Consider the following 16,819-nt stretch of genomic DNA (forward strand, 5'->3'; position numbering starts at 1 on the left):
TGGGCCCACTGTGACAATCATGATGTTAGCGACGAAAGTGACTGGGAATCAGATGATTTTTCGTCGGCCAACTCGGCTGGAACTACCGGTGATTGATTTCGAGTTCCGCCCATACGCTCTTGCCCGGTGCTCCGACGCGGGGTGCCACGCACCAACGGTCGGCAAGCTGCGAGACGAGAAACAGGCCACGGCCTGTCTCCTCGTCGGTAGCCGGCGGAGTGGGCGTCTCGGGGGAAGGGCACCGCTCGGTGCGGGTGTCAGCAACCTCGATGCGGAGAAGGGTCGTTGCCGTGGACGTGCATTGGATGAGCCTCACGTGGAAGTCGCGTCCGGACACGTGGCCGTGACAAATGGCGTTCGCGGCCAGCTCGGCGGTGATCAGGGTCAAGGTCTCGTTGGGGGTGGAGTCGTAGGGGTTGTGAGCTGCTGTCGGTTTGCTGAGCTGAAGTGCGTTGTAGTGAGCAGGAGTGAGTCCTGTCGGTGGGTTCACCGAGTGGGAACGGAAGTTCTGGGATCGAATGGGTGACCTTGGCGTCTGCTGCTCGTTGGGCAGGTGGCAGGTGTCCAATCTCGTGGGAGGGGGTGTTGTGGTGGGTGGTGTGCGGGAGTTGGCGGCACCCTTCGTGGCGCCCGGGCCGTGCGGGGTGGCGATCCGGGACCGTCTCAAGCACCTCACGCCCCAGGACGAGATAGTCCTGCGTGTGGTCGGTGAGCATCAGGGCCGTCTGGCTTCCCGTGATCTCAGGACCCGTTGTGCGGATGGTCTGGAGCACAGCGCGGACACCTGGGCATCGCGCAAGCGGGACCTGACCGCACAGTCGTCATCGCGGATCGCCGGTGCGATTACCAAAGCCACACACGACCAGTGGGCACTGGCCCGTCGTTGCCAGGCCGCGTACATCCAGACGCTGGAAGCCGGGATCGGGACGCTGCGGCACCGCCTGTCCCTCCCCATCGGCGCGAGGGGCACCAGGCGGGCAGCCGGTGGCTACCGCTCCAAGGACGAGTGGTTCCACAAGTCCCGCCGCCTCGTGGCGCTGGAAGCCCGGCACGATGCCGCGGTCCGTGACCGGCAGGCCGGACGCGTCCGGGTCGTACGCGGGGGCAGACGCCTCCTCAACACCCGCCACCACCTCACCCAGGCCCGGCTGACCGAAGAGCAGTGGCGGGAACGCTGGGAAGCGGAACGCTGGTTCATCGCCGCCGACGGCGAGTCCGGGAAACGGTTCGGGAACGAGACCATCCGCGTCACCCCGGACGGCGAGGTCAGCATCAAACCGCCCGCCCCGCTCGCACACCTAGCCGACGCCAAGCACGGCCGCTACACCCTCACCGTCCGTATCGGCTTCGCGCACCGGGGCCAGGAGTGGGCCGACCGCATCACCGCGAACCGAGCCGTCGCCTACCGCATCCACCTCGACACCGACCGTGGCCGCTGGTACCTCACCGCGTCCTGGCAACGCCCCGCCGTGCAGACCATCCCGCTGGAGACGGCCCGAGCCCGGGGCGTGATCGGCGTCGACACCAATGCCGACCACTTCGCCGCCTACCACCTCGACCCACACGGCAACCCCATCGGCGAGCCCCGGCGGTTCTTCTACGACCCGTCCGGCACCACCACGCACCGCGACGCACAGATCCGCCACGCCCTGACCCGCCTGATCAACTGGGCCAAACAGGCCGGTGTCACCGCGATCGCCATCGAAGACCTCGACTTCACCACCGAGAAAACGCGGGAGAAACACGGCCGCAAGAAGAGGTTCCGGCAGCTGATCTCCGGCATCCCAACCGGCAAACTCAAGGCCCGGCTGGTCTCCATGGCCGCCGAACAGGGCCTGAGCATTGTCGCGGTCGACCCCGCCTACACCTCGATGTGGGGTGCCCAGCACTGGCAGAAACCGCTGGCCACCCCCAAGCGAAAGATGTCCCGCCACGATGCCGCCGGCATCGCGATCGGACGACGCGCCCTCGGACACCCGGTCCGGCGTCGGACGGCACCGCCCCCACACGACCGGAGTGATCGTGCGGGGCATCGGACCGCCCAGGCCAGGCCAGGCACCCGAGGACGTGACGGAACCCGCCCACCCGCAACGGACCACGCCCCCAGAGACGTGCCGCCGAACGGGACGAGAAAGCGGCAACCCAGCGCATCCAAAACCGTTCGGGATGCGCCCAGTACACATCAGTGGGTCCAGGACTCACTCATGCACACTGGCTAGGAACGGTGGCCCCACTCGTCGAGCCGGTGCGAGACGAGGCGCCGAGCGAGCCGGGCGCCGCGTGGAGTGGAGGTGAATTGCATGGCGAATTCGCGTACGGGTGCCGCCGGTTGCTGGACGGGCACCTCTGGGGTAGTCGCTCGGCTCATGACGACGACAATCTCGGCCCCGGCATACCGTTGACCAGGGCAGACGCGCGGACGGGAACGGGCTGTACGCGTCAGTGCGCGTGCTGTACACGGAACGGAGCATGAGAGGCTCGGCGCGGAGGGCCCGCTTCGGCCGCCGCCTCGGGTGGACTGCGCCCTTGCCTATCGGCAGCGGCACCCTTCGGCCAGCGCCGTCGGGGCGAGTTCCCACATGGCCGCCTGCTCGGCCTCCGAGATGCACGGCAGCTGACGTGCGAGTACGTCGAAGTGCTGGTGTCCACGCCATGCGTCGTGGTCACCCACGACGAACAGCCGCCGACGAGCGCGACTCACCGCGACGTTCAGCAGGTTCGGGGCAGAGGCCGCCCAGGCTCGCGGGCCTGCCTTCTCCCCGCCCGCGCCGAGGACCAGCAGCACCACATCGGCTTCCTTCCCCTGGGTCGTATGCACGGTTCCCACCCTGTCGCGCGGGACAACCCGGCACAGGCTGCACGGAGTCCGGCCACGACATCCCGGAACGGGCTGATGACGAAGAGCTCACGCTCCGGGTCAAGGCCCTGGTCGACCAGCCGGTGCACAATGACGTTCGCGCAATCCCCCTCGTCCGGCGACCACTTGCCCTGCGATGCGCGCCCGCCGCTCACCGGCCACCACACGCCGCGCCGGGCCACCGCGTACTCGTCGTCCCGGTGCACCCCGTGCACCATGAGCCCGTCGTAGGCGATCTCGTTGCTGATCGTGAACATCGGGTCGTCGCAGCGCCGGTGCACACGCAGAGGCGACCCCACCCACACCCGGTCGTCCTCCGAGCCCTGGGGCGCGGGCAGCCAGGTGCCGTAGCGGTTCAGCCGGTCGGCGACGCGCTGCGCCGAGGTGCGGGACGGTTCCCACTCCTCAGCCACACCGAAGGTGCGGCGAAGCGCCTGCTGACCCGTGTGCGGCAGCGTGACCACCGGCTCCAGCTGCAGCGGATCGCCCACGATGACGCCTCTACGCGCCCGCCACAGCGCACCCACCGGCATCTGGGCGGTCGCCTGGCCGGCCTCGTCGATCAGCATCCAGCCGAGCGACCGGGGCCCCAGCCCCGTGAACATCCGGTCCAGTGAGGCGAATGTGGTGGAGACGACCGGCAGAGCGAGGAAGAGGCTCTGCCAGGCCGCAAGCACCACCTCCGGCTTCAGGGTCTTGGGAGCGTCGCCGCAGAGGACGTCCATCGCGGCGTCGAGGTTCTTGCGCATCCGGTCGGCCGCACCTTCGATGAACGCACGGTGCAGATCCATCGCGGCGAGAAAGAGCCGGGTGCGGGCCCGGGTGAACTCCGGATCGGACCAGGGCGAGGAGAGCTCCCTGGCATCCTCCTCTGTCCGCTCGCCGCGCTCTTCTTGGCCCGGAATGAAAGTGTCCCAGCGCTCGAGGGCTGCCCCCAAGGTGGCCCGGAGTTGTGCGTGGCGTCCTTCCGCCGCTTGGAGCACCCGCCTGGCTTCGTCCAGGACACCTCTGCGGGCAGCTTCGGCCCGGTCGAACGCGGCGGCCGCCTGGGTGTGTTCCTCGTACGCGGCCCGGGCTGTCTGCTCCGCTACGGCCAGCAGTTGGTCCTCCGTTTGCCAGTCGCGCTGCGCCGCGCCGAGGGTGAAGATGCCCGCGGTCAGGCCGGGACGGTGCCGACGGTGCTCCGCCCTCCGGCCCGCAGGGCCGGCGAGGTCCCTCTGTGCCCTGCCGCGAGCCGCACGGGCCTCCGCAGCCGGTTGCCGAAGTGCGTCCAGATCCTGCTGAGCGCTGAGAACCGCCTCCTGGGCGGTAGTGACGGCCGCGTCCGAACCGTTGAAGTCCAGGAGCGCCCCATAGGCTCGCTGACGCTCGTCCTGCAGGGCCTGCACCGTCTGCCGTGCGCCCCGGAAGCGGGCCACGGATTCCCGCCACCACATCAGGTCGAAGCCGCGCGAAGCAGCCGCCTTCAGGACGTCCCGCATGCCCTCACCACGCTCGGCCCGCTCCTCACGCGGAGGGCCGAACCAGTACTTGTTGCGGAAATCCGAACGGTTCCCCTTGTTGCCGAGCTTCGCGGCGAGGGTTCCCCACGACGGTGCGCCGTCGAGAAGAAGGCGACCCTGTTCCGGGAAGAAGGACGCTTCCTCCCGCCACTCCGCAGCGACGGATTCGAGCGCCGGGATCTCGTTGGAGACGTTCTCGACAGCGCCGTTGTTGGCCGACGCGATCACCATCTCGTAACCCACCAGCTCCGGTTTGAGCGACGCGACCGACCGCTGGTAGGTGCCGGTGCTCCAGCGGTGCGTCTGGCCGGTGAACGCGTCACCGGGCCGCCGGAGTTCGGCCAGGCGCTCCGCCCTCATGACCAGGACGGATGCAATGAGGTCCCGCAGCTGTGTGGTCTTGCCCGTACCGGGCGGGCCGTTCACCGCGTACAGCCCGTCGGTGTCGGCGAGTTGCTCCACGATCCGGTTGACTGCGAACTGCTGGCTCAGCACCAGCGGGTGCTCCGTCTTCGCAGGCCATCGCCCGAGCGGGAAATGGACGGGCTGAACGCCGTCGAGTACCGCTCCGGGTTCGTGCTTGAGGTCGATGCGCGTACGCCGCGCAGCGTGGTCGAAGCGGTCAGGTAGTCCCGTAGCGCAGGCCCTGGCTCGTCCTTGGAGAGGCTGCCCGCGACCAAGCCGAGGTCCGCCGCGATAAAGCTGTTCAGGAAGTCCGACCCGCCCGACCGGCCGGCCTTCCGCCGGGACACGGACTTGCACTGGACCCGAATCGTCTCCGGCCGCAGGTCGTCGGTGACGCCGAACTGTTCTGCGACCCAGCGGGTGACGGCCGACAGGTCACGCACGGTCAGCGGCTTCTCCCCGAGCCGGGGCGGAGCCTCGTCGCCGTCCTCCGCATCGGCTGCGTTGCCCTCGTCCAACGGGCTCTCGTCCAGCGACCCCTCGTCCTCGCGCCTGGCGGAGCGCCTGGCACCACCGTCGGCCACCGCATCGACGGCGCCGGAGAGGGCACCGACCGCCAGGTCACCGAGCACCGGTCCGAGCACGGCGTTCAACGCGCCGCCGACCGCGCCGACCGTGATCTCGCATAGCAACCCCGCGAAGGGCCGCTGCCGCCGCCCCGGCGCCGTGTCCGCGATCGTCACCTTGCCGTCGCCGACACCCAGCACAACGCCTTCGCACGCGTCGGCTTCCGCCTCGAAACCGTCGAGCCAGCCCTGGGCCCCGGGGCCGGGCTTACGGCTGCGCCCCGTCGCCCAGGCGCACGCGGAGAAGGTGATGGAGTCCTGGACCAGCAGCCCCTCGTCCGTGACCTCGAAGGCCAACAGGGCACTGTCACCGTCCACCCGGCCGTCGTGGTCCTCCTCGCTGCTGCCGAAGACATCAAGCAGGACATCGCGGACGGACGCGACCGGGTACACGCCGCAGTAGACGGTGTGCTGCCTGACCATGTTCCGGCCCGGGTTCCGCCGCCGTACGGGATGCCCCTCCTCCCACGGCAGCGGGCTCCTGGATTCCACGGGGTACATGCCTTTCGGCGGCGAGGTCTTCTCCACCTTCTGTGGGCTGAACATCTCCACCGCGCGCCAGTAGCGCACGATGTCCGCCCTGCGCCGTCGCTCACTGCTCGCCGCCATACGGCCCGCCCCCTCGTTCCGGTCCGCCAGGAACGATCACCCTAGCCAGCTCCGCGCGCGGTGCGCAGTGGGCGTTGGCGCATATGCGACGTCAGGTCGGGGTCCGCTGCGCCGCTGGCAGCGAACGGAGAGCCGGACGACCGTCAGGAATCGAGCTGGACCAGGCATTCCTTCGAGTCCTCGGGGCTGCCCCCTGAACGTGCAACGCGCCCTGGATGGCGTGGATTACGAGTCCGCCGAGAGACGAGTTGCGCGATGCGCACCTCACTCTCCTCGCCGGGCGGCCACAGGGTGCGCACGTCTGGGGGAACTGCTCGGTTCATCCAGCAAACGATCTCGACGCGTGCATACCGTTGACCAGGAGAGACGCGCCGACGGGTCCCTGTTGTACGCGTCCGCGCGCGGGCTGTACGCGGTACGGGGCATGACCGGCTCCGGTGAGCGGCGTTGGCCGATGCGTAGGTGGGACGTTCGGGGCAGGGTAGGGCGACGCGGGACGTTACGGAGGCGTGGGACGTGGACGATCAGCGACAGCAGCCGGAGCATGAGTACGAGGTCGGGTCGGGCATCTTGCATGTGTTCGGCCAGCACTTGAAGCTCTTCCGGGTGCGGGCGGGGCTGGAGCGGGCGGAGTTCGGGGCGATGACGGGGTACTCGGCGTCGAGCATCGCCTCATTCGAACAAGGGCGCAGAATCCCGCCACCGAAGTTCATCGACCAGGCGGACGAACTGCTGGACGCGGGCGGGGTGCTGAAGGCCAGCAAGGAGGAGGTTGCTCGGGCGCAGTATCCGGCCTTCTTCCGGGATGCGGCGCGGTTGGAGGCGGAGGCGGTTGAGCTGCATCTGTACGCCGTTCAGGCCGTGCCCGGCCTGTTGCAAACGGAGGAGTATATGCGTGCTCTGCTCACCAGGCGGCGGCCTCTCCTGGATGACGAGACCATCGAGCAACGAGTGGCCGGGCGCCTGGCACGGCAGGAGATCTTCAGCCGGTGGCCGGCCCCGCTCATGAGCTTCGCCATCGAAGAAGCGGTGCTCCGCCGCCCCTTCGGAGGTACGAGCGTTCTCCATGGCCAGTTGGAGCAGTTGCTTCTCATCGGTGAGAAGCGCAATGTGGAGATTCAGGTCATGCCGCTCGACCGAGAGGACAATGCCGGAGTCGACGGACCGTTCACCCTGATCTCACGCAAAGGTGGGGAACAGGTTGCGTACTTGGAAGTTCAGGGGCGCAGCACCTTCGTGACGGATCCCGAAGAGGTCCGCTCCCTCGCAGCCCGCTATGGGATCATCCGAGCGCAGGCTCTCACGCCCCGGGAGTCGCTTGCCTTTGTCGAGAAGTTGCTGGGAGAGCTATGAAGATTGCGGAGACCAACACGGCAGCTACGGAGCTGGCTTGGTACAAAAGCAGCTACAGCGGAGCCGAGGGCGGCGAATGTGTCGAGGTCGCGGCCCGGCCCGGCACTGTCCATGTCCGCGACTCGAAGGACACGGCGGGGCCGACCCTGTCTGTCGCCTCTGGCGGCTGGGCGGCCTTCGTGGAGTTCGCCGCGCACGGCTGACTGCGCGTGGACGACGGTGCCCCGCCACCGAGGCATTCCGGTGGCGGGGCACTCTCTTGATCAAGGCGGTCAGTCAGCCTTCTGCGCCCGACCGCGGGTCTTCCTCTCCGGCCGCCACGCCCTGAGGTCCTCGGCCGAGAGTCCGTGCTTGGCGCGCTGCTCGTCTAGGTACGCCTGATACTCCTCAGCGGGCGTGCCGTCCCACTCTTCGTCGTACTCACCGTGCCACTGGTGAACCCACGGCATCAGCTCCTGAATGCCCGCAATAAGCGGCATCAGGCGCGGAGTCTCCCAACCCGCCTGCTCGGTACGGTCATTGATCACGTTGATCAGAGCCTGCACCTGATCCTTGTGATCCCAGCCGGCCCAGCCGAGCAGGAGAGTCGGATCCGAGTCGGGCGACGCGTCGGGGTAGGAGATGAACCGCTCCTTGGGCACGTCCGCCTTCCCTCGGTGCGACCAGTAGGACGCCTTGAGGAAGTCGGCGGGCACGTACTTCGGAGGTACGGGGATCTCGATCCGCTTCCCCGTTTTGTCCTCCTCGCGCTGCAGGTCCCAGACCCGCTCCCACTGCTCACGCTTACGCAAGCCCGGTTCCTTGTAACGCAAGGCGGCAAGGAACGGGACGTGCTCGGGGGCGATGATGTCCGCCAGCACCGCCGCAAGTGTCGCGTCGCGTTTACCCATGTGGTCGGCGGCGTACAGTTCGGCCACCGCCTGCACGTCGTCGCCCTGCCGCAGGCCGTCGGCAAGTTGCGAGACGGTGAGAGTACGGGGTGCGCGGAAGCCGTCGCGAAGGGCGAACCAGAGATTCTCGTCCTCGCAGCGCTCAAGCAACCAGGTGCGGAGAGCTTCCTTCTCCTTCTTCTCCCAGGGCTCGGAGGCCCAGCGCCGCTTGCAGTCGGGTCGCTCGATGAGAGCGATGTCCTTGCGCGAGTTGATGATGTCAATGCGAGCCTGAACGACGGTCCTGTACTCGTCGGACCAATGGGCAGGAATCTCGGTCACCGGCGCGGATCCATGCCGTTCGAACCAGGCAGTCTCGGCCTCGCCGGCAGCTACCGCTCTAGCCAAGACAATCTCGAAGGCCCGCTCACCGAGGGCCACTTCGGGCACATCGGCAGTGCTCAGAAGAGTTGTGCACGCCACTGCGTCGGGGGTAAGCAGGTTGTACAAGCCGTAGACGGTCCAGTCCAGCTCCTCTTGGAGCGCGATCATCTGGGAGCGCAGGGAGTCTTGCGCAGCGTGGGCATCGCCAAGGCTGGCCCTGGTGGGGAGACCTGAGGAGGCGACAGCGGAGGGTTCGCGGGCGGCCAACTCATGAGCGAGAGAGTCGATAGTGCGTCCGAGTTCGAGCGGCAGACGCGCCGGGATCGGGAACTCCTGAAGTTTGGTCCCGGTGAACTCGTAACGCTCCTCCCACCCTTCATCTTGCATTCCCCTGCCAGTTCCACCGCCTGCCTTGGCTTGGCTAACCTGCTTCAGCCAAAAACAGGTCGTTGATGAGTTCAGAACCCCCAACAACTCTATGTACTGTTCTTCCGTAGCCCCCTCTGGCAGCTTGACCACCGGCGCAGTCTGCTTGAATACTTTTCCGCCTCTATCAAATGCGAAGTGGTTATGTGTTGAGACAAATGGAAACGCAATGCCCAGCGGAACGCTGAACCGTTCAGGGTGCCAACGGCTCCACTCGAACCAGGTCAGACCGATCTCTTCATGAGTACCACCTGGTTCGCGGCGCAGGCGCAGTTGAGACCGATGAAGCCAAAGGCTACGGCAAAGAGCAGGGTCGCTGTCGTCTGCCTTGAGTTCTTCACCGTAAGGAAACAATGCCTCCGCCTCTGGCGCCACGATCCAATCACGAATGGCCGTACCCTCTACCAGTGGCACCGTATATTCCTCAGGAACGCCCCGCCGGCTCCAGGCACCCGGGGTTACGAAGTAGGCATCATCCGCACCAGTGTGCGCCGTCCGACCAATCAGTTTGACTCGATCACCGAGGCTATTTTGCGACGAACCTTCAAGCGCGGTGAGCAATGCGTGAGACCCACCGCCCTGCAGCGACCACGGAAACTCACGGAAACGCTCACGCGGAGCATCTACCGCAGAGACCCACACCGATTCACTCCCGGGTTGACCGGTCTGCCGCTTAATGGCCAACCACACCAAGCCCTTCGCCGCGTCCGCTGGCTGGTTCGGTTCACCACGCACGCCCAGCACCGCCCTGATCTGGTCAGCCTGCCGCGCTACTTGGTTTCGGCCAACCAAAATTACCGTCGGCGTCCCGTGCCCAGGAACGTAGGCTCCCGAAGTGTCGAGAACATGAGTCAGCTCAACTCCTGCAAAGTCACGCCTACGCGTAGTCTTTCCGTCCTTAAATTTATATTCGCCACCGTGAAAGAATGATTCAATGAGGGTCTTGCCAAATTCCCTCTTCATGAAAGAATTCGATGTAATCTGCCCAGCGAATCCACCATTTCGGCGATCACCGCCGGAGCGAATAGCCAGTTCGAAAATACGCTGAGCGAACGGCACCGACAACGCATAGTTCCCGGAACAGGCGAAATACACCTTTCCGTAGTTTTCTTTTTCTTTCTTATCTTTCACTGTGATGTAGGGGGGATTCGCCACAACAACGTGGTAGCTGCCACGCCCCAGGAGGTCCACTCGATTCCCGAACTCAGAAGCGTCTTCGGTGCGGTAGAGGAAGGCCCCGCTCTGATGTGCGTCGTCCAGCGTGCGGTCCGCGTCCCGCCCCGCCCCCCGCCCATGCAGCAGCGAGTCCCCCACCGCCACATTGATCGGGAACTCCGGAGCCGCCGCCAGCCGCCGCTCCCCGCACGCCTTCAGCACCGCCACCAGCATCCGGAATCGAGCGATCGCCACCGCGAACGGGTTCTTGTCGCACCCATGCACCGACTCCAGGGACCGTCGCACCAGCTCCCAGTCCGCCGTGCCGGGCTCCGCCTCACGCCACTTCTTCAGCAGCCGCTCGAACATGCCCAGCAAGAAGTGACCGGACCCGCACGCCGGGTCGATGCACCGCAGGCCCCGTACCACCGGTTCCTCGCCCGGCCACCCCGCCGGCTTGTGCTTCCACGCCGGGTCCAGGCCGAATTCCTCGACCGCCGGTTCCAGCGTCAGATCGAGGATGAACTCCTCCACGAACTCGGGCGTCTGCAACAGCGCGTACGTCTTCCGCGCGTGCTCGCTCAGGTCCTGGTAGAGGTCGCCCAGGAAGCGGGTGTCCAGCTCCCCGTCCGTGAAGTCGTGGATGATCTCGCCGTCCGCGCCCCGCTCGCGCCAGAAACCGAGCAGCCGCGTCGCCGCCTCGTACGACGGGCTCAGCTCCCACAGCGCGTTGTGGCCCCGGTCGAAGAGCCCTGCCACCGCCTTGTGCGCGCCCGACAGGTGATCGAAGCCCGCCACCAGCCAGTCCCGGTCGTTCAGCTCCGGCTTCTCCCGGAAGAACGCCGCCTGCCGGTCTTCCGCGTCCGCGAGCCGCTCTCCCGGGCCCGCGATGAACGGGTCGTCGACCAGGCCGTTGTCCTCGCAGAACCGTACGAACACCGTGGCCAGCGCCCAGGCCGCCGCCGCCTGCGTCACCCGCTCGTCCCGCCAGGCCCCGTACGTCGCCGCCGTACGGCTCGCCTCGCGGGCCGCCCCGTACTCGCGCTCAAGCTCAGTTCGGTACTCGTCCACCGACTCCGTGCGAGCCCGGAGGTCGTCCTCCAGCGCGGTGACCTGCTTGCGCAGATCCTTCAGCAGTGCGGCCTTGTCCACCGGGGCGCCCCTCTTTCCGTGACCCGGACCCCACCCGGGCCCGCAGCTCATCCCATCCATCCTGCCAGCCCTGCCGCCCCTCCCCGGACCCTTCATCCGTAACCGGACAGCACGGCCCATGTCGCTCCTGGCGAAGAGCACCTCCAGCTCACTGGCACCACCCTCCTCAGGCGTGCAGAAAGGGGCCCAGGTGTGCTCCCCCAGGCGCTGCGCCGGCCTCTCCGTCAGGAGGCCGCGGCTCGCCTCGGTGACAGCTGCTCGTCAGCGCGGATCCCTCCGGTGCGAGGCAGTCCCCCGACGGTGTCAGGCCCGCCACAACGGGACCGGAAACCGGCTAGGCCCGTTGGGATCGGACATCGTAGGGTGGCGCCCCGCGACGTGCGAAGAGCGATCCGCTGGAGGAAGCGTGCGCATTACCGTCTCCGTCGAGGACGGTGATTCCGGCGGCTTGCACGACCTTCGCCGCTGGCTGTCCGACGAGCCCGAGCTGAGGGGACGGATCCGCGGGCACACAGCGTCACCGATACCGTCCGACGCCATGGGGCTGGGTGCGGAGGCCCTGCTCGCGGTGCTCGGGCCGGGTGGCGTGGCCGTGGTCTTCGCCGGAGCGCTCGTCGCATGGGTGCAGAGCCGCCGGGGCGACCAGACCGTCACGATCACCCGGCCCGACGGGACCACGGTCACCGTCTCCGCGACCCGTGTCAGAGGAATGAACGCGGAACAGAATGCCCAGTTGGCGAGGGAGCTGGCCGCCCTCCTCGGCCCGGGAGCCGACCCGGTGCCGCCCGCCGACGGCGAGCTGTCGCCAGAGGCCCCACAGCGGTGATATCTGGAGCAACCGGACTCGCCGCGGCCGGTGCCCATGCCGTCCTGTTCGGCAGTCACAGGCACGTATCCGGTTCAGAGCTGCATGATCTGCCCTCGGTCGCCACCACGCTCGACGACCTGGAGACCGCCCTGCGGGACGTTTGTGGAGTCAGCCCGGAGCATGTACATCGCATCCCGGCCGACGCGGACACCGAGGAGGTGCTCGGCGTAATCGAGCGGGTGGCGCGCGAGGCGACCGGGGTCGTGTACGTCCATTACGTCGGACACGGACTGCTGGGTCCCCGCGACGAGCTGTATCTGGCGACCCACGGCACCCGGTCCCACGAGGAGATCTCACGGGCCGTGCCGTACCACACGGTGCAGGGTCTCTTGAGCGCGTGTGCGGGTGGCGGCATCGTCGTACTGGACTGCTGCTACTCCGGGCGGGCCGACGTTCCCGACGGCAGCGGTGTCCCTGCCCGGGGGCCGTTCGTATCCGTCCGGCCGGACGGCAGCCTGCTGCTCAGTGCCACCTCTCGCTACGACCTGTCCTTCGCACCCGAGGAGCGGCGTCACACGTTGTTCAGCGGCCGGCTGCTGCGGCTGCTGACCGAGGGTGATCCGGCCGGTCCGCCCTGGCTGACGATGGACAGCCTGTACAGCGCACTGGACCGCGCGTTCGCGGAGGGACCGATCCGGCCACGGCGTCAGAGCGAAGGTTCGCTGGGCTCACTGCTCATCGCCCGGAACCGGGCCTATCGCGAAAGCGGCGACACGTCACACGATGGAGCGGCTTGGCGGGACGATCCACCGGCCGATGTTCCGTGCCCCTACCCCGGCACGGAATACTTCAGCGCCGCCGACAGCCACCACTTCTTCGGGCGGGAAGAACTCGCCCGACGGCTGATCGACACCGTGTGCGCAGCCACGCCGGACGGCGCGGCGCCCATGACCGTGGTCATCGGCGCCTCCGGAGTGGGTAAGTCGTCCCTGCTGAGAGCCGGGCTGCTGGCCGGACTGGAGCAGCGACACTCCTCGATGGCCCAGCCACACGACCTGCCGTGGCCGGCACTGTTGTTGTCCGCCCCCGGGGAACACCCTCTCCGGGCGCTGGCAGAGTTGTGGGCGCGGGCGACGGGACGGGCCTCGGCCGACGTCCACCGCGTACTCGCCGAAGGCGGTCGGTTACCACCACCGAAGTCCGGCCGGCCACCCTGCGGGTTGCTGGTGGTCGACCAGTTCGAAGAGATATTCACCCGCTGCGCGGACCCCACCGAGAGGGCTCGGTTCATCGAGGTACTCGTTCTCGCTGGGCACGAGAACGCAGACGACAGCGAGGCGGGCAAGGAACGCGGCATGCGCGTGGTCCTCGGTCTGCGAGCCGACCACTACGGCAGCTGCCTCGCCCATGACCCGCTCGTCCCCGTCCTGGGGGAAAGCCAACTGCCGGTCCCTCCGATGACCGACGACGAGCTGCGCGCGGCGATCGAGGGTCCCGCCGGCGTCGTAGGACTGGATCTGGAGCAAGGTCTGACGGATCGGCTGATACAGGATCTGCGGTGGGGGCAACTGTCGAACGGGACCGACGACGCGAGCACCGCAGACGTTGCGGACGCCGAGAGCACACCCTCGGCCACGTCGGCGTTCGGCACCGCAACCGCCTCCGGCCCCATGCCTGCCGTGACCGTGTCGGGACCCGACCTCGACACCGCGCTCCCCTTCCTCGCACACGCGCTGCGCGAGACATGGCGCAGGCGTAGCGGAACCACGCTGACGCTGGCCGGGTATCAGGCCACCGGCGGCATCTGGCACTCCATCAGCACGACGACCGAGCGCCTCTATCAGGACCTCGATACAGCGGGCCAGGATGCGTTGCGCGAACTGTTGCTGCGCCTGGTTCACGTGACGGTGGAGGGCACCGGCACTGCCGTACGGCGCAAGGTGGCCCCCGACGCACTGCTGGACGGCTTCCCGTCGCAGCAACAGGACCTCACAGCAGCCATCCGTGACCGTCTCGCCGCGGCCAGGCTGATCAGCGTCGATCAGGACGGCACTCAGCTCTCGCACGAGTCGCTACTGCGGTCGTGGTCCCGGCTGCACCAGTGGATCGAGGAGGACCGCAGCGTCCTGATCGCGCGCCAGCAGCTCTCCGAGATCGCGCGTGCCTGGGACGCGTCCGGTGGCGACCCGGGCTTTTACTACCGGGGCAGCCTGCTGGAAGCCGCCCTCGGACTGATGCATGAGGAACGGCTCAGGCACCGGCGGTTGCCCCGGCTGGACGAGAGGTTCGTGGCCGCGAGCGACGAGGCCGACCGTTCTGCACGAGCCCGTGAGGCGCGCCGCACTCTGCGCCTCAAGCAGGCGCTCGGCGCAGCCGTATTCGCTCTCGTCCTGGCGCTCGTCGGCGGCGCGCTCGCTCTCCAGCAGCAAGGCGTGGCGAAGGAACAGCGCAAATCCGCCACCCACCGGGCGCTCGTCGCCGAGGCTGTGGCCAGGCGTGCCGCCGACCCTCGGCTCGCGCTGAAGATCGCGATGGCAGCGCACGGGCTGCGGGCCACCGCGGAGACGCGGGCAGCAGTGTCGGACACACTGGTCCAGAGCCGACTCACCGGCAGCTCTGCCTATAGCGAGAAAGACCCGCTGCTGAGCCCTGACGGCAGGCTGCAGGTGGCGGCGCAGGCGGACAGGAAGCGGCTGGTATTGCGCAGTGTCGGTGACAGAGCCCGGAATACCCGACTGGCTTCCTTCTCCCCCTGCGCCGGCGTTGCGCGCAGGCCCGCCTTCAGCCGCGACTCCCGTACGCTCGCTGTGATCTGCGACAACGGCGTGGTGAACCTGTGGGACATCACCCGGCCCACACAGCCGCGGCGCGATGGTTCACTGAGGTCCCCGGACGTGTCGGGCAGACCCAGTGGGTCCGATTTCAGTCCCGACGGCACACTGCTTGCAGTCGGGAGGTACGCGCCGTCGGACGAATCACAAGCGCATGGCTCGCTTGTCCTGTGGGACATCCGCAACCGCGCCCGGCCCACCTTGCTCAAGGTACGCAAAAATGTCTACGACAGCACCTCGGTGCTCTTCGCCCCGGACGGCAGAACACTCGTCAGCTCCACCGGCATCGTGTCCTTCCGTGACGACGCGGTCAACAGCGATTCGGTCACCCACACATCGGGCGCGACGCTCTGGGACGTGTCCCGCCCAGCGGCCCTCCGTCGGCTGACCCGGCTCCCACGCGTCGGCGAGGACCAGAGGTTCAGCCGGGACGGCAGGCTCCTCGTCACCAGGCGCCACAGGACCGTACAGGTCTGGGATGTGAAGAACCCGGCGACCCCCAGAGAGCTGTCGAGCTGGACCGCCCACAAGGACTACGTGACCGCGGTCGAATTCAGCCCCGACGGCCGCACTCTGGCCACGGGAAGCGCTGACGAGACCATCGCCCTCTGGGATATCTCCGACCCCGCACACCCCACCGAGTCCGCCCGGCTGAACGGGCACACCTCTACGGTGGAGACGCTGCGCTTCTCCGCGGACGGACGCTCGATCGTCTCCGCCGACTGGGACCGGATCATCCAGTGGGACCCGGTAGGCGGCGGCCTGCCGCGTGCCGTCGCCACACTCGGGGGGAAGGCCTCCCTCACCTCCGCGGCCTTCACGCCGGACGGGCGGACGCTGGCCACCGCTGGATTTGACCAAGCTGTCACGCTCTACGACATGAGCGTCCCCACCAGCCCAAGGCGTACGGCCGCCGCGCCGATGCCCGGGTTCGTCACAGATGTCGCGATCAGCTCCGACGGACGGCTGCTCGCGGCGGGCGATCGGCTCGGCAACGTGCTGATCTGGGACATCAGGGACCGTGCCCGTCTGCGGAAGGTCACCGACCTCTCCCGCAATACCGATCCCATCACGTCCGTGGACTTCGGCAAGCAAGGCGAGAGTGTGATCGTCAGCGGGGCGAAAACCTACTTCTCGCCAGGCTGGGCCACAATGTGGGACATCAGAGAGCAGGGACGCCCTCGTGCGGTCGGCACGTTCAACGACGTCTCCACCATTCACTCTGCGCACTTCGGTGCCGATGGGACTCTCGTGGCGCTACCAGGGTTGGGGACGTTCCTGTGGCCTGCCGACAATTCCTACGAAGCAGTAGAACTCGATGACAGCAACGGCAGTTCCGCCTTCAGTCCCGACGGCAAGACTCTGGCGACGGGCGGCTCGCAACGCGACATCGTCCTGTGGGACATAGAGAACCCGCGCAGCCCCAGAAAGACAGCAGAGATACCCGAGGAACAGAACAACTTCGCCACGTATGTCTTCCATCCTGCTGGAAACCTGGTTGCAGGCCTCGATGAAAGCGACGGCGTCACCTTGTGGAGTGTGGCCGACCCCACCCGTATCCACCTGGCCACCACGATGGCCCGTCACGGGCAAGAGATGACCGACCTCGCGTTCCACCCGGACGGCAGATATGCCGTCACGGTGAGCGGGGACGACAACCCGCTCACCGTCTGGGACCTCGGCCGCCTTCCCGGTATCAGCGCGGATCTCGTCGAGACCGCCTGCACCGTGGCCGGAGGCGGACTCACCAGCGAGGAGTGGAAGCAATACGTACCGGGCCAGCCCTACCAGGACACCTGTGACGGGCACCTGGCCGACGGAGGCCAGGCCCGGGGCGACGCA

The 16,819-nt window shown here is 67.6% G+C and carries 9 protein-coding genes and 2 pseudogenes; 5 read left to right on the plus strand and 6 right to left on the minus strand.

Annotation, left to right across the window (positions count from 1 at the left end; all coding sequences use genetic code 11):
• Positions 1 to 82: 82 nt before the first annotated feature.
• Complete coding sequence (locus BT364_RS44210; RefSeq protein WP_371268602.1) at positions 83 to 676, minus strand: ATP-binding protein; 594 nt, start codon at positions 674 to 676, stop codon at positions 83 to 85.
• On the opposite strand from BT364_RS44210, the gene BT364_RS17790 reads away from it, so the two are divergent.
• Entirely contained in the window at positions 591 to 2,219 is a 1,629-nt protein-coding gene (locus BT364_RS17790) for an IS200/IS605 family accessory protein TnpB-related protein (protein ID WP_072486264.1), read from the plus strand. The two genes, BT364_RS44210 and BT364_RS17790, sit on opposite strands and share 86 nt — an antisense overlap.
• Before the next feature lie 5 nt (positions 2,220 to 2,224).
• Here the strand turns inward: BT364_RS17790 and BT364_RS40155 are convergent.
• From BT364_RS40155 to BT364_RS17805, 4 genes and pseudogenes are all read right to left on the minus strand, one after another.
• Positions 2,225 to 2,368, minus strand: a pseudogene (locus tag BT364_RS40155) (ATP-binding protein); the annotation flags it as partial.
• Positions 2,369 to 2,530: 162 nt separating this feature from the next.
• Positions 2,531 to 2,827, minus strand: coding sequence for an AAA domain-containing protein (locus BT364_RS43020; protein WP_371268603.1), 297 nt, complete (start codon positions 2,825 to 2,827; stop codon positions 2,531 to 2,533).
• Complete coding sequence (locus BT364_RS40160; protein ID WP_256259969.1) at positions 2,710 to 4,854, minus strand: DEAD/DEAH box helicase; 2,145 nt, start codon at positions 4,852 to 4,854, stop codon at positions 2,710 to 2,712. Before BT364_RS40160 ends, BT364_RS43020 begins: the two co-directional genes overlap by 118 nt.
• A complete protein-coding gene (locus BT364_RS17805; RefSeq protein WP_072486162.1) occupies positions 4,848 to 5,999 on the minus strand; it encodes a hypothetical protein in 1,152 nt (383 codons plus the stop codon). Before BT364_RS17805 ends, BT364_RS40160 begins: the two co-directional genes overlap by 7 nt.
• Positions 6,000 to 6,515: 516 nt before the next feature.
• Here BT364_RS17805 and BT364_RS17810 point away from each other — a divergent pair.
• Both BT364_RS17810 and BT364_RS17815 read left to right on the plus strand, forming a co-directional pair.
• Complete coding sequence (locus BT364_RS17810) at positions 6,516 to 7,352, plus strand: helix-turn-helix domain-containing protein (RefSeq protein WP_072486163.1); 837 nt, start codon at positions 6,516 to 6,518, stop codon at positions 7,350 to 7,352.
• Positions 7,349 to 7,555, plus strand: coding sequence for a DUF397 domain-containing protein (locus BT364_RS17815; RefSeq protein WP_072486164.1), 207 nt, complete (start codon positions 7,349 to 7,351; stop codon positions 7,553 to 7,555). The genes BT364_RS17810 and BT364_RS17815 overlap by 4 nt, the downstream gene beginning before the upstream one ends.
• Before the next feature lie 69 nt (positions 7,556 to 7,624).
• On the opposite strand, the gene pglX is transcribed toward BT364_RS17815, so the two are convergent.
• Positions 7,625 to 11,338: a BREX-2 system adenine-specific DNA-methyltransferase PglX gene (gene pglX, locus BT364_RS17820; protein ID WP_371268604.1), complete on the minus strand. Its 3,714-nt coding sequence runs from the start codon at positions 11,336 to 11,338 to the stop codon at positions 7,625 to 7,627.
• 406 nt (positions 11,339 to 11,744) lie between these two features.
• Between pglX and BT364_RS41570 the strand changes: the two genes are divergently transcribed.
• Together BT364_RS41570 and BT364_RS43025 are read left to right on the plus strand one after the other, a co-directional pair.
• Positions 11,745 to 12,164 carry an effector-associated constant component EACC1 gene (locus BT364_RS41570; RefSeq protein ID WP_072486165.1) on the plus strand — a complete coding sequence of 140 codons (420 nt, stop codon included), beginning with the start codon at positions 11,745 to 11,747 and terminating at the stop codon, positions 12,162 to 12,164.
• Positions 12,161 to 15,976, plus strand: a pseudogene (locus BT364_RS43025) (caspase, EACC1-associated type); the annotation flags it as partial. The gene BT364_RS41570 and the pseudogene BT364_RS43025, both read left to right, overlap by 4 nt.
• Positions 15,977 to 16,819: the final 843 nt, after the last annotated feature.

The sequence above is a fragment of the Streptomyces atratus genome (assembly GCF_900119365.1).
Classification (GTDB): Bacteria; Actinomycetota; Actinomycetes; order Streptomycetales; family Streptomycetaceae; genus Streptomyces; species Streptomyces atratus_B.